Consider the following 13155-nt stretch of genomic DNA (forward strand, 5'->3'; position numbering starts at 1 on the left):
GTGAAGCTCGCAATTTTGCACGAACTCAATGCCGAGCGCGCCGCGCGCCGGCCGGCGATCCTGGTGACGGACACCGAGAGCGGCGAGCAGCGCCTGGTGAAATCAGCGGATTTCGCCAAGGATCCGCTGCGCGCCGAATTGGAAAAGCAGCTTCGCATGGGCAAGAGCGCCAATGTCGAGGCCGGCGGCAAGAAACTGTTCTTCAACGTCTATGCGCCGACCGCAAAACTCGTCATCATCGGTGCGGTCCATATCAGTCAGGCCCTGGCGCCGCTGGCGCGCTCGCTCGGCTACGACGTAATCGTGGTCGATCCGCGCACGGCCTTTGCGAGCCCGGAGCGCTTCCCCGACATTCCGCTGGTCGCCGAATGGCCCGACACCGCGCTGCCGCCGCTCAATGTCGATGCCTACACGGCGTTCGTCGCGGTGACGCACGACCCCAAGATCGACGATCCCGCACTGCTGCACGCCTTCGAGCGCAACTGTTTCTATATCGGTGCGCTCGGCTCACGGAAGACGCACGCCAAGCGCGGCGACCGGCTGCGAGCGCAGGGTGCCAAGGATAGCGATATCTCGCGCATCCACGCGCCCATTGGCCTTGCGATCGGCGCGGTGTCGCCGTCCGAGATTGCCGTATCGATCATGGCCGAGATCACCGCGGTACTTCGGCTGCCTCCCAAAGAAAAAGAAGAAGCGGCATGAAGTTCGGCCCGGCGAGCCCCAAGGATGCGATCGGCGGGGTGACCGTGCACACCCTGCGCCAGGGTCCGCTGGTGCTGAAGAAAGGCACCACGATCGGCCCTGCCGAAGTCGAGGCGCTCACGCGCGCCGGCATCAAGGATGTCGTGGTGGTACGCATGGAGCAGGGCGACGTCTCCGAGGACGTCGCCGCCGCCAGCATCGCGCTTGCCATCGGCGGCGAGGGCATCCATGTCGAGCGCGCCTTCACCGGCCGCGCCAATCTGTTCGCCGCAAGCCCGGGCGTGCTGGTGATCGACCGCGCCGCGGTCGACCGCATCAACAATATCGATGAGGCCATCACCTTCGCCACGCTCTCCGCCTTCAAGCCGGTGGTCGAGGGCGAGATGGTCGGCACCGTCAAGATCATTCCGTTCGGCGTCGAAGGCAATTTGCGCGATGCCGCGGTCAAGGCCGCCGGCAAGGACGTGCTGAAGGTCGCGCCCTACGTCATCAAGCGCGTCGGCGTGGTCTCGACGCTGCTGCCGGGCCTGTCCTCGAAGGTCGTGGACAAGACGCTGCGCGTCACCGCCGAGCGGCTTGCGCCGGCCGGCGCCAGCATCATCGCCGAGCGGCGGGTGCAGCACGACGAGCGTGCTCTCTCTGCTGCGATCAAGGAGCTGCTTGGGCTTGGTGCCGAACTCGTCATCGTGTTCGGGGCGTCGGCGATCGCGGATCGCCGCGACGTCATCCCTGCGGCCGTCACGGAAATCGGCGGCGAGATCGAGCATTTCGGCATGCCAGTCGATCCAGGCAATCTGCTGCTGATCGCACGCGCCGGTGGCGTGCCGGTGCTGGGCGCGCCGGGCTGCGCGCGCTCGCCGGTCGAGAACGGTTTTGACTGGGTGCTGATGCGGCTCCTCGCCGGCATCAAGGTAACGCGCTCCGAGCTGATGGGCATGGGCGTTGGCGGTCTGCTGATGGAGATCGTCACGCGGCCGCAGCCGCGCGCCAAGCCGGAGATCGAGGGCAACAGCCAGGTCGCCGCGATCGTGCTCGCAGCGGGCCGCTCGACCCGCATGGGCGGGCCGAACAAGCTTTTGGCCGAGATCGACGGCAAGAAGCTGGTGCGGATTGCGACCGAGCAGGCGCTCGCCTCCAAGGCATCCGAGGTGATCGTCGTCACCGGCCATCAGACCGAGCTGGTCGAGCAGGCGCTGCAAGGCCTGAAGGTGCGTTTCGTCAGGAATCCGGATTTCGCCGGCGGCATCGCAAGCTCGGTCAAGGCCGGCATTGCGGCCGTGTCTGAAGCGAGCGACGGAGCCGTGGTCTGTCTCGGCGACATGCCGCTGATCGATGCCGGCCTGATCGACCGCCTCATCGACGGCTTTGCGCCGGACCGCGGCAACCTCATCGTCGTGCCCGTCAGCGAAGGACGCCGCGGCAACCCCGTGCTGTGGTCGCGCCGCTTCTTCAAGGAGTTGATGACGCTCGACGGCGATGTCGGCGCGCGGCATCTGATCGCCAGGCACACGGAGGCGGTTGCCGAAGTGCCTGTCGACGGCGAGGGCGCCTTCCTCGACATCGACACGCCGCAGGCCTTGGAAGCGGCACGGCGCGGATGACGCCGTAGGGCGGGCAAAGCGCCGCGTGTCCACCAATTTCGAAAGACGGTGTTGATGGATGGTGGGCACGGCGCTTCGCGCCTTTGGCCACCCTACAGGCACTGATTTCAACCGCCCGTTCACCATCTGGAAACGACCGCCGCTTAGAGTCGCCTCCACCTGCCTTGGGGGGAGGGGTTTTTCCATGGCTTCGAACGTCGTCGCGCGCCGTTGCGCGATGTTTTTCTTTGCGCTGTCGGTTTGTGCCGCCGGCGCCCGCCATATCACCGAAGCCAATGCTGCCGGCGCGTTTGCGGTCGGCAAGTGCGGCGCCTATGGCCAGGCCTATGATTATGGCGCGGAGCACGAAGCCCGTGCCGCGGCGCAGAAGCAGTGCAGGGGCGAGTGCACGACGGTGACGATGAAGCACGCCTGCGCGGCGATGTCGGTCGATATGGCCAACCCCTGCGGCGCCTATGGCTATGCGGTCAAGCCGAAGATATCGGCTTCGCTCAATGCCGCGACGCGCGAATGCTACAAATATGGCGGCAAGGAATGCGTGATCCGCGCCTGGGCTTGCGACGCCAAAGGCTAGCAATAGCTAGCGCAGCCACCCTGAGGGGCCTTGCGGTAGCCTCGTCACTTGCTCCTGCGCGTCCATCGACCAGGGCGCCTTCGTCCTGGTGAATTCCGACCAGGCTTTCAGCAGGCGCGTTTCGACGCCGACCATGGCATGGGCCTGCCAGCCGGCGATGGCCGCCGCCGCCATGCCGCTGCCTGTGGATCCCGCGTCGACATCTGCAAGCAGTGATGTCGTCGTCGCCATATCGTTGTAGACCCCGAGCTCCTGTTGCAGGTCGGCGAGCCTGCGCGAGAAGCGTTTGGTGGATTTGCGCTGCCCGCAGAGCGGCAGCAGGAAGTCGGCGACATAACGCAACTTCTTCGCGGCGAGACGGACCCGGTGCCGGTCCTCCGTCGCCAGCGATTTGAAGCGGCGGCCGCGCTTCAGCACCTTCGCATGCTGCGCTGACAGGATGTTCCGTGCGAAGTTGATTGCCGGCTCCGCCAGTTGCGCCAAACCCTCGGGAGCAATTTCGCTCCGCCAGCCGCGTGCTTCGATCCAGCCGCCGAGCCCGATCACGAAATACGAGCATCGCCGGTTGGCGAGGGCGAGGCGGGCCTTGTCGTAACAAGTCGCGCGGCGTCCCTCAGCGAGCTCCCCCAGCGTGTCGAAGCCGGCGACGGACGGACAACCATCCGCGACCGTCCGCAACGTCTCCTGTCGGAAAACGTCCCAATCGCGTGCGCCGGAGAGACTTCCGGCAAGCCATTTCGCCTCGGCGCGGAGCAGGTCGAGCTTGTTCAACGCCACCACAGATCGCATCAGGTCGAGTGCGGATCGCAGCCGCCGCAGCGCGACGCGCAGCTGGTGCATCCCCTCCGGATCGCGACCGTCCTCGGCGGCAGGCAGCGATTGGAGCAGATGCCGAAAACAGGACCGCAGAATCTCGGAAAAGGCCTCATCGAGCGATATGGATGGATCGAGACGAAGCTTCGGTGGCTTCGGCGCCCCCGGCGGAGTGTCGGCCGCGAGATCGAAGCCTCGCGCGGATTTGCTCCGGATCGAAGCTCTCACCGGCCCATGCTCGGCGAGCCGGAGCGCGAGCTCCCAGATGGCGGACGGGCTGCCCGCCTTGAGCTCCAGCTCGATCTCGCTGACCGGCAGGGAGCGATCGCCGGATTTGAGATGACCCTGGTCGAAGGCGACCTCGACCGTGCCGGACGGCAAGTCGACGACGCGCTGATGCCGGTGAATGTCGGTGGTGAAGACGGCTTCCAGCGGATGGCGTTCGAGATCGGCCGGCAGCTTGTCCGGGATGAAGGGCAGCGCCAGCGCGATGTCGGGCGCAAGGGAGGGCACGGCTGCCTCCCATTCGCCGCGCCGGAGCGGATCGTTATCGAATTCCGCCTTCACGGTTTGCGTGAAGCGCGCGCCGCTCTGGCGGACCCGAAAGCTCAGCCCGTTGCGCTGAAGCGCGCGCTTGGGCGTGTCGTAGTAGACCGCCTTGAGGTGCTTTCGCGCGCCCTTGTTGCGCGCGTTCGCCGCGATGAAGGGCGCGTTGCCGAAATCGGCCAGGCGCACGGCATCGACGAGCAGCTTGAGCTCGATTTCGGTGGTGTGTGTCGCAACGTCGGGGGACGGAGGGGTCTCCGGTGCCGTTGGCTCGGCGCGCGCTGCATCACCGGAGAGATCGACCTCAGACGACTCGTTGGGCGAGAGTGCGCCGTCAGGGGAACCCGGCCCTGCGCTGGACGCGTCGGCGGTCGCGATAGTCTTCCCGTCCGCCGGGAAGGGATGACCGTTGGTCGTCTTTGCCGGACGCTGCAGGTGTTCGAGGGTCCGCTTTATCGCACCAGTTTCCGACATTCGCAGTTTGTGACAGTTCAATGACAGGGATCGCGAGATATAGCCCACTCGACCCGCGGAGAGAAGCGTGGCCGGCCGCATCTCCATTGAAAAATTTGCGAGCTGTGATCGACAGGTCAGTTCGGGTTACATTCACGGCTGCAAGCGCTGCGCGAGGAATTTCCTTTTCTTTCCAGCCGCTTGGAAGTGTGCGAGGATTCATGCTGTTCGACACGAAGATTGCCGTCATTATCCGCCACGATCTCCAGGCTTGGCAGAAGCTCAATGTCGCGTCGTTCCTGACCAGCGGCGTCGCAGCCGCCTTTCCGGAATGCATCGGCGATGCCTATGAAGACGCCTCGGCAACCAAATATCTTGCGCTGATCGGCCAGCCGATTCTGATCTACAGCGCCGATGGCCCAGCGCTGTCGCGTGCACTCGATCGTGCGCTCACGCGCAATGTCACACCGGCGATCTACACCGAGGACATGTTCAAGACCGCGCACGATGCGGCCAATCGCGAGGTGGTGAAGGCGGTCGCGCGGACCGGTCTCAATCTCGTCGGCATCGCGATGCGCGCCGAGCGCAAAGTGATCGACAAGATCGTCGATGGTCTGAGGTTCCATAGTTGAAAAAGGTGCCAGTTGGTTTCACCTCTCCCGCTTGCGGGAGAGGTCGCGCCGAAGGCGCGGGTGAGGGCTCTATCCGCTTGGAGATTATCCCGTTGTGGAAAGACTCTCTTCCCAACCCTCTCCGCAAGCGGGAGAGGCAGTGCACCAGGCGCTTCAACCCGGCGGCATGGTCTCGAACTTCGTCAGTGCCTGATCGAGATGATCCCAGTCATGTCCGCGCGCGGCGTAGGTGACCGCCTGCGGCTTGTAACGGGCTGGCTCGTCGAGGCTCGCGGCGCGAATGGTGAAGATGTCGGGCCGCGTTGCGAAGGTCATGTAGACCGGCAGGCCACACTCGGCGCAGAAGGCGCGCGTCTTCACATTACCGCTGTCACCGACCATATCCCACCGCTTGGCCTCGCCCGTCACGGTGACGCCGGCGCGCGCGAAGGTGGCGTAGGAGCCATGGCCGGTGCCGCTTTCACGCTGGCAGTCCCGGCACTGGCAGTGGTTGGCGAACAGGGGCTCGCCTGCAATCGAATAACGGATCGCGCCGCAGGCGCAGCCGCCGGTATAGGGCCTGGTCATGTCCATCACTCCTTACTTTCCTTCGCCGCTGATCTCGTCGAGCTGGCGGACGACCTTCTTCCAGCCGCCGCTCATGATGGTGTAGGCACTGTCGTTTCTGGGCATGACGAAGCCCGCATGAACCAGACGGATCCGCGTGCCGGCTTCGACCGGGGCGAGGGACCAGGTGACGATCGTGTCGAGCGGGGCGCCATAGCCGACATTGCCTTCGTGACCGCCCTTCCAGGCGTATACGAGACGCCGGTTCGGTACCACCTCCAGGACGCGGCAATGAATGACGCCGTCCCAGTTGCCGCCCGGCGTGGTCTGATACGTGAAGGTGTTTCCTTCCACGGCCTCGAATCCGGTCGGCGGCATCAGCCACCGCGCGATCAGCTGCGCGCTTGTCAGCACCTTCCAGACCGTCTCCGGCGCATGCGGGAGCACCTCGTCGATGACGATGTCCTTGGTCTCGGCTTTCAACGCGGCTGCACTCACGGGTCGATCTCCTTCAAGAGGTCACGCAGGTTCTGGAAGCGCTCGCGCCAGAAGACGCCGTAATGATCCATCCAGCTGACCAACGGCTCGAGACCTTGCGGCGCGGTGCGGTAGTAAACGTTGCGGCCCTCGGCGCGCTCGGCGACGAGGCCGGCCTGCTTCAATGATTTCAAATGTTGCGAGATCGCGCCCTGCGTCACGCCGCTGCCGCGCGTCAGCTCGGCGACGCTGATCTCCTTGCTGTCGAACACGCGCTCGAACACTGCGCGGCGGGTCGGATCGGCGAGGGCGCGCATCACCGCGGTGACAGGATGGGGGGCGGCTTCGAACATGTCGATCAATTAGCATTCGCTAATTCATTAGTCAATGCTAATTTAACCCGGCTGGGCGGACCGTCTGATTTTCAATTGACATTGACTGACTAGTCAGTCATTGATGAGAAATGACAAAGAAGTCCGCCAAAGCCGTCGCGACATCCGTCGTCCAAGCAGGGAACGAAAGTCCCGAAGCTGGCGGGGACGTCGCCGCTCCCGCGTCGAGCCGCGCCATGCGCGCGGCGGAGCGCCGTGCGGCGATCGTGGAGGCCGCGATGGACGAGTTCATCGCCCGCGGCTTTGCCGCGACGCGGCTCGATGACATCGCCAAGCGCGCCGGTGTCGCCAAGGGCACGATCTACCTGCACTTCAAGGACAAGGAATCGATGTTCGAGGAGCTGGTGCGCACAGTGATTGTGCCGGTGGTGGCGCGGCTCACTGCATTGCCGCCGCCGACGGGCCCGGTGCGCGATCTCATCGAGGCCTTTGCCGGCAACTTCCTGAAAGAGGTGATCGGCACCAAGCGCGGCGACCTGGTACGCCTGATCGTGGCGGAGGGCCCGCGCTTTCCGTCCGTTGCGGATTTCTACTATCGCGAGGTCGTTTCGCGCGGGATTGCCGGCATGCGCGCGCTGATCGAGCTCGGCATCGCGCGCGGCGAGATCCGCGAAAAGGACCTTGCGCGCTATCCGCAGATCCTGGTCGCGCCTGCGATGATCGCGGTGATCTGGCAGAGCCTGTTTGCGCGGCATGCGCCGCTCGACGCGCAGGACATGCTGCGCGTCCATCTCGATTTGATTTTTGGCGAACGGAGGACGACATGAGGTCGTCGCAAAGGATATTTGCAATCGCATTGGCCGCCGCGCTCGCAACCGCGCTTGCCGGTTGCAACGAAAAGCGTGATCCCGGTTTCCAGGGCTGGGTCGAGGCCGACATGATCTATGTCAGCCCGGACGAAGCGGGACGCGTGACGAAGCTCGACATCCGCGAAGGCGAGGTGGTGAAGGTCGGCGACGCCCTCTATTCCGTCGATGACGATCTTCAGCTCGCCGATCTCAACCAGACCAAGGCGACGCTGGCGAATGCGCAGCAGGTGTTTGATCGCGCGGATTCCCTCCGCAAGACCGGCTCGGGCACGCAGGCGACGCTCGACTCCGCCGTCTCGGATCTGCGGGTCGCGCAGGCGCGGGTGGTAACGTCGGAGACGCGGCTGGCGCGCCGAAAGGGATTTGCGCCGGTCGCCGGCACCATCCAGCAGATCTATTTTCGCGAGGGCGAGATGGTGGCGGCGCAGCGGCCGGTGCTCTCGATCATGCCGCCCGGCAACATGAAGCTGCGCTTCTTCGTGCCGGAGACCGAGCTGCCGAAGCTTTCGATCGGCGACGAGGTGCGGATCGCTTGCGACAATTGTGCCGCCGATCTCACCGCCAAGATCTATTTCATCGCGACTGCGGCCGAATACACGCCACCCGTGATCTACAGCCTCGAAGAGCGCAACAAGCTCGTCTATCTGATCCAGGCGCGACCCTCGCGGCCCGATGCCTTGCGTGTCGGACAGCCGATCGACGTCTACCTCAATCCGAAGACACCGATGGCGGACAAGCGATGAGCGGCGGCAACGGCATCGCGATCGAGGTCAAGGGCCTGACGAAGTCGTTTGGCGGCCGCGAGGTCGTGCACGATCTGTCGATGCAGGTGAAGCGCGGCTCGATCTACGGCTTTCTCGGGCCGAACGGCTCGGGCAAGACCACCACCATCCGCATTCTCTGCGGCCTGCTGACGCCCGATAGTGGCGAGGGTACCTGCCTCGGCTACGACATCCTGAAGGACGCCGACAAGATCAAGCGCCAGGTCGGCTACATGACCCAGCGCTTCAGCCTCTACCAGGATCTCTCGGTGCGCGAGAATCTCGAATTCGTCGCGCGGCTCTACGGCCTCACCGATGCGCGCGGCGCCGCGCGCGACATGATCAAGCGGCTCGGGCTGTCCGGTCGCGAAGAGCAGCTTGCCGGCGAGCTCTCCGGCGGCTGGAAGCAGCGGCTGGCGCTGGGCGCCTGCACGCTGCCGAGCCCGCAACTCCTCTTGCTTGATGAGCCGACCGCCGGCGTCGACCCCAAGGCGCGGCGCGATTTCTGGAACGAGATCCACGCGCTCGCGGCCGAGGGCCTCACCGTGCTGGTCTCGACCCACTACATGGACGAGGCCGAGCGCTGTCACGAGATCGCGTACATCGCCTACGGCCATCTGCTCACCCACGGGACGGTGGAGGAGGTGATCGCAGGATCCGCGCTGACGACCTACACCGTGACAGGCGATGATCTGAACGACCTTACCGCCGCGCTCACCGGCAAGCCAGGTGTCGACATGGTGGCGCCGTTCGGCACCTCGCTGCACGTCTCGGGCCGCGACGTTGCGGCGCTTGAGGCGAGCATCGCGCCATGGCGCGAGAAGAGCGGCCTGCATTGGCAAAAGGCGTCGCCATCGCTGGAAGACGTGTTCATCGAGCTGATGAGCCGCTCGAAGGACAATTTCCAATGAGCGGCGTCGATCGCCCCGCGTCAGCGCACGAGATCCGGGAGCGCTTCGGCTTCTGGAAGCGCTCCTATGCGATGCTGATCAAGGAGTTCATCCAGCTCAAGCGTGACCGCGTCTCGTTTGCGATGATCGTGATGCTGCCGGTGATGCAGCTCCTGCTGTTCGGCTACGCCATCAACACCACGCCGCACAATCTGCCGAGTGCGGTGCTGCTCCAGGAGGACTCTGATCTCGCCCGCTCCATCCTGAAGGCGCTGGAGAACACCGCCTATTATCGCTTTATCTACGAGGTCCACGACGTCGACGAGTTCGACAATCTCTTGAAGTCCGGCAAGGTGCTGTTCGGCGTCGAGATCCCGCGCGGCTTCGAGCGCGCGGTGCGGCGCGGCGACAAGCCGGCGTTGCTGGTGGCGGCCGATGCGACCGATCCGGTGGCGGCGAGCGCAGCCCTCGGCTCGCTCGGCATGATCGTGCAGACTGCGCTTGCCCACGATCTCTACATCGGCGATCCGCCGGAGATGCCGTTCGAGATCCGCGCCCATGCCCGCTACAATCCGGCCGCGTCCTCCAGCCTCAACATCGTGCCGGGCCTGGTCGGCACCATCCTCACCATGACCATGCTGATCTTCACCGCGCTCTCGGTCACGCGCGAGGTCGAGCGCGGCACCATGGAAGCCCTGTTGTCGATGCCGATCAAGCCGGTCGAGGTGATGTTCGGCAAGATCATCCCCTACGTGCTGGTCGGCTTCGTCCAGGCCTTCCTGATCATCGGGATCGGCGTGCTGCTGTTCGGCGTGCCTCTGCTCGGCAACGTGTTCCTGCTGGCGTTGCTGTCGACACTGTTCATCGCCACCAACCTGTCGATTGGCTACACGATTTCGACGGTGGTGCAGAACCAGCTCCAGGCCATGCAGATGTCGATGATGTTCTTCCTGCCGAGCATTCTCTTATCCGGCTTCATGTTCCCGTTCGCAGGCATGCCGGTCTGGGCGCAATATGTCGGTGAGTGCCTGCCGCTGACGCACTACTTGCGCATCGTCCGCGCCATCATGCTGAAGGGCGCGACCATGCAGAATCTGCATTATGACACGCTGGCGCTCGCCGCCCTGATGCTGGTCGCCATGACCGTCGCCGTGACGCGCTTCCGCCGCACGCTGGATTGAGGCAAACTGCCCCGGAATCGAGGGGGTGGAATGGTCAGCTTTGCCATCAGGAAGAATCGGCAGCATGCCGTGATGTCGGAGGAGTTCGAGCGCGAGCTCACGCGCGAGGTGTTGCGGACCGAACTGTTGCGAGTCAGAGCCTTGATCGCGACGGGATGCGTCATCGTCGTGTTCTTCACCGCGATCGAGCTGATCGATCCCCGCGTGTCCGAGAGGGTTTGGCACGGGACATCCGGCAGGGCCCAGCTCTATGCGCTCATGACGGGCTTCATTCTGTTCGAGGCCTGGGTCCATGCCCAGATCCGGCGAAATCTCAGGCTCGGCCGCGACGTGCCCATCGTCAGGCGCTATATCAGCGCGCTGATCGAGACATCGGTGCCGACGGTGATCCTGATCCTGCAGATCCGCAGCATGGGGGCAAGCCAGGCGCTAAGCTATGTCACGCCGCTGGTCTATTTCATCTTTATCATTCTCTCGACCCTGCGCCTCGATTTCCGGCTCTCGACCTTCACCGGCTTCGTGGCTGCGGCCGAACTCTTCGTGGTCGCGATGTATTTCGACGCCACCAATGCCGCAGGCGATCCCGAGACCTATTTTCATGCGGTTCGCAGCACGATCATCCTGGTCTGCGGCGTGCTCGCGGGCTCCGTCGGCGCGCAGTTGCGGCGACAATTCGCCGCGAGCATTACGGCTGCCACCGCACGCGACCGCGTGACCAACCTGTTCGGCCAGCATGTCTCGCCACAGGTGGTAGAGCGGCTGATGGCGGAGGGGACGAGCGCGGCCGGCGATATCAGGCGTGTCGCCGTGATGTTCGTCGACTTTCGCGGCTTCACTGCTGGCGCGCAGTCGCGCACCCCGCAGGAGGTCGTCGACCGGCTCGACGGCGCCTTTGCTGTGCTGGTTGACATCTTGGATCGCCATGGCGGCATCGTGAACAAGTTTCTCGGCGACGGTTTTCTGGCGCTGTTCGGCGCGCCGCTTGAAGCGTCCGATGCCGCCCATCGATCGGTCGCCGCGGGACGCGAGATGCTGAGCGCGATGGAGCGCATCAACGCGCAGACCAGCTGGCCGCTCAGAATCGGCATCGGCATCCATTTCGGCGAGGTCGTCGCCGGCAATATCGGCTCGCCCCGGCGCAAGGAATACACGGTGATCGGCGACACCGTGAATTTCGCCTCGCGGCTGGAGGCGCTGAACAAGGAGTTCGGCTCGCAGCTCCTGATCTCGGCCACCGTGCGCGAAGCGCTCGGCGATGACGGCGGCGACGCGGTGGCGCTCGGCGAGGTCACGGTCCGTGGCTACGAGCAGCCGGTCGCGGTGTTTCAATTGGGGTAGCGCCTTCACGTGTGAGTCGCGTTTCGTTGAAGCGGATCGCGTTCCGTTGAAGGCGCGTGATGAAATATTGCTGCTAGATTTCCGGTCCTGCACTCTGGATGCCGACATGTCTCGGCTTCCGATTGTCACACGGAGAAAGCCAATGACCCGATCGACCCTTGTTGCGGCCGCCCTGATCGCCGCCGCGCTCTATCAAACCCAGGCCGCATCCGCACGCGACGTCACGCCGCGGCGCGCCGCAACCCAGGCGACCGCAGACTGCGTCAGGGCGCCGGCAGAGGGCGCGTATGCCTCTGCGCCCTACAAGCAGCCGCCTTGCCTGCCGAACACGGCGTACTCGTACGCCAACTGACGATCGCGACAGAGTCGGGTTGGCGAAGACGGCCAGCCCGGCGCTAGCCCTTCCAGTCAGTGAAGCGCGTTTTCCAATAGTCCTTGATCTTCTGCACGACCTCCGCCGGTAGCGACACGTATTCGAGCGCTGCCGCCTGTTCCCCGCCGTTGTCGAGGGCCCATTTGAAGAAATCCATCGCGACGGCCGCACGGTCGGGCGCCTTGGCCTGCTTGTGCATCACGATGAACACCGTCGCGGTGATGGGGTAGGCGTGCTCACCGGTCGAATTGGTCAAGACGAGAGAAAAATCCTTGGCGCTGTCCCAGTTCGCGGTCGAGGCGGCCTCCCTGAAACTGCTCGCATTCGGAAAGCTGTAGTTCCCGGCAGCGTTCTCGACGAGGCCGAAAGCAATCTTGTCCTTCATCTGCATCGCATAGGAATACTCGACATATCCGATCGATCCCGGTGTCAGTCCGACCAGCGAGGCGACACCTTCATTGCCCTTGCCGCCGACGCCGATCGGCCACTGCACGGTCGTGCCGTCTCCGGCCGCCTCTTTCCATTTGGAGCTGACCTTCGAGAGATAGTTGGTCCAGTTGAATGTCGTTCCCGATCCTTCGACGCGATGAACGACCGTAATGGGCAGATGCGGCAAATTGAATCTGGGATTGAGTTGCCGGATCACCGGCTCATCCCAGAATCTGATGTTGCCGAGAAAGATCTCGGCGAGCGCGGCCCCGGTGAAACGCAAATCGCCGGGCTTGATCCCGTCGATGTTCACCACCGGCACGACGCCGCCGATGACCAGGGGGAATTGCGCCATCCCGGCTCTGTCGAGATCCTTCGACGAGAGCGGCATGTCGCTGGCGGCGAAGTCGACCAGCTCCATTTTCGCCTGGGTGATCCCGACCCCCGAACCGACCGGCTGATAGAGGATCTTGTTGCCGGTCTTGGCTTCGTACGCCGCCGACCATTTCGTGATGAGGGGATAGACGAAGGTCGAGCCGGCGCCGCTGGTTTCGGCGGCCCGCGCCTGCGCATGGAAAGCCAGAACGGCAAAACCGAGCGCCATCATCGATTTCAGCATGATTTGCCCTCACGCCAGA

General features: G+C 64.3%; 15 protein-coding genes. 10 read left to right on the forward strand and 5 right to left on the reverse strand.

Annotated elements, in window-relative coordinates:
- The 3 genes from IC761_RS13315 (at window position 1) to IC761_RS13325 (ending at window position 2877) form a co-directional block, all read left to right on the forward strand.
- Complete coding sequence (locus IC761_RS13315) at window positions 1–702, forward strand: XdhC family protein (protein WP_195803688.1); 702 nt, start codon at window positions 1–3, stop codon at window positions 700–702.
- A complete protein-coding gene (locus IC761_RS13320) occupies window positions 699–2303 on the forward strand; it encodes an NTP transferase domain-containing protein (RefSeq protein WP_195803689.1) in 1605 nt (534 codons plus the stop codon). Before IC761_RS13315 ends, IC761_RS13320 begins: the two co-directional genes overlap by 4 nt.
- A gap of 184 nt (window positions 2304–2487) precedes the next feature.
- Complete coding sequence (locus IC761_RS13325) at window positions 2488–2877, forward strand: DUF4189 domain-containing protein (protein WP_195803690.1); 390 nt, start codon at window positions 2488–2490, stop codon at window positions 2875–2877.
- Between the two features lie 6 nt (window positions 2878–2883).
- Here the strand turns inward: IC761_RS13325 and IC761_RS13330 are convergent, their stop codons facing one another.
- Complete coding sequence (locus IC761_RS13330) at window positions 2884–4710, reverse strand: CYTH and CHAD domain-containing protein (protein WP_195803691.1); 1827 nt, start codon at window positions 4708–4710, stop codon at window positions 2884–2886.
- A 200-nt stretch (window positions 4711–4910) separates the two neighbouring features.
- Between IC761_RS13330 and IC761_RS13335 the strand changes: the two genes are divergently transcribed.
- Window positions 4911–5321 (forward strand): DUF2000 family protein, encoded by a 411-nt coding sequence (locus IC761_RS13335; RefSeq protein WP_195803692.1) that lies wholly within the window; start codon window positions 4911–4913, stop codon window positions 5319–5321.
- A gap of 153 nt (window positions 5322–5474) precedes the next feature.
- Here IC761_RS13335 and IC761_RS13340 read toward each other — a convergent pair whose 3' ends face one another.
- Genes IC761_RS13340 through IC761_RS13350 form a run of 3 tightly spaced genes read right to left on the reverse strand, consistent with a single transcriptional unit; the run spans window position 5475 to window position 6697 of the window.
- A complete protein-coding gene (locus IC761_RS13340) occupies window positions 5475–5888 on the reverse strand; it encodes a GFA family protein (protein WP_195803693.1) in 414 nt (137 codons plus the stop codon).
- Window positions 5889–5900: 12 nt separating this feature from the next.
- Window positions 5901–6365 (reverse strand): SRPBCC family protein, encoded by a 465-nt coding sequence (locus IC761_RS13345; protein ID WP_195803694.1) that lies wholly within the window; start codon window positions 6363–6365, stop codon window positions 5901–5903.
- Window positions 6362–6697, reverse strand: coding sequence for an ArsR/SmtB family transcription factor (locus IC761_RS13350; RefSeq protein WP_195804639.1), 336 nt, complete (start codon window positions 6695–6697; stop codon window positions 6362–6364). The genes IC761_RS13345 and IC761_RS13350 overlap by 4 nt, the downstream gene beginning before the upstream one ends.
- A 110-nt stretch (window positions 6698–6807) precedes the next feature.
- Between IC761_RS13350 and IC761_RS13355 the strand changes: the two genes are divergently transcribed.
- The 6 genes from IC761_RS13355 to IC761_RS13380 all read left to right on the forward strand — a co-directional run bounded on the left by IC761_RS13355 (window position 6808) and on the right by IC761_RS13380 (window position 12067).
- Window positions 6808–7503 (forward strand): TetR/AcrR family transcriptional regulator, encoded by a 696-nt coding sequence (locus IC761_RS13355; protein WP_195803695.1) that lies wholly within the window; start codon window positions 6808–6810, stop codon window positions 7501–7503.
- Window positions 7500–8288: an HlyD family secretion protein gene (locus tag IC761_RS13360; RefSeq protein WP_195803696.1), complete on the forward strand. Its 789-nt coding sequence runs from the start codon at window positions 7500–7502 to the stop codon at window positions 8286–8288. Before IC761_RS13355 ends, IC761_RS13360 begins: the two co-directional genes overlap by 4 nt.
- Entirely contained in the window at window positions 8285–9217 is a 933-nt protein-coding gene (locus tag IC761_RS13365) for an ABC transporter ATP-binding protein (protein ID WP_195803697.1), read from the forward strand. Before IC761_RS13360 ends, IC761_RS13365 begins: the two co-directional genes overlap by 4 nt.
- Window positions 9214–10377 (forward strand): ABC transporter permease, encoded by a 1164-nt coding sequence (locus tag IC761_RS13370; RefSeq protein ID WP_195803698.1) that lies wholly within the window; start codon window positions 9214–9216, stop codon window positions 10375–10377. The genes IC761_RS13365 and IC761_RS13370 overlap by 4 nt, the downstream gene beginning before the upstream one ends.
- Before the next feature lie 30 nt (window positions 10378–10407).
- Window positions 10408–11715, forward strand: coding sequence for an adenylate/guanylate cyclase domain-containing protein (locus IC761_RS13375; protein ID WP_195803699.1), 1308 nt, complete (start codon window positions 10408–10410; stop codon window positions 11713–11715).
- A 142-nt stretch (window positions 11716–11857) separates the two neighbouring features.
- Window positions 11858–12067 carry a hypothetical protein gene (locus tag IC761_RS13380; RefSeq protein WP_195803700.1) on the forward strand — a complete coding sequence of 70 codons (210 nt, stop codon included), beginning with the start codon at window positions 11858–11860 and terminating at the stop codon, window positions 12065–12067.
- 43 nt (window positions 12068–12110) lie between these two features.
- On the opposite strand, the gene pstS is transcribed toward IC761_RS13380, so the two are convergent.
- On the reverse strand, window positions 12111–13136 hold the full coding sequence (pstS, locus tag IC761_RS13385; RefSeq protein ID WP_195803701.1) for a phosphate ABC transporter substrate-binding protein PstS: 1026 nt from the start codon (window positions 13134–13136) through the stop codon (window positions 12111–12113).
- Window positions 13137–13155 lie beyond the last annotated feature (19 nt).

Source organism: Bradyrhizobium commune, assembly GCF_015624505.1.
GTDB lineage: Bacteria > Pseudomonadota > Alphaproteobacteria > Rhizobiales > Xanthobacteraceae > Bradyrhizobium > Bradyrhizobium commune.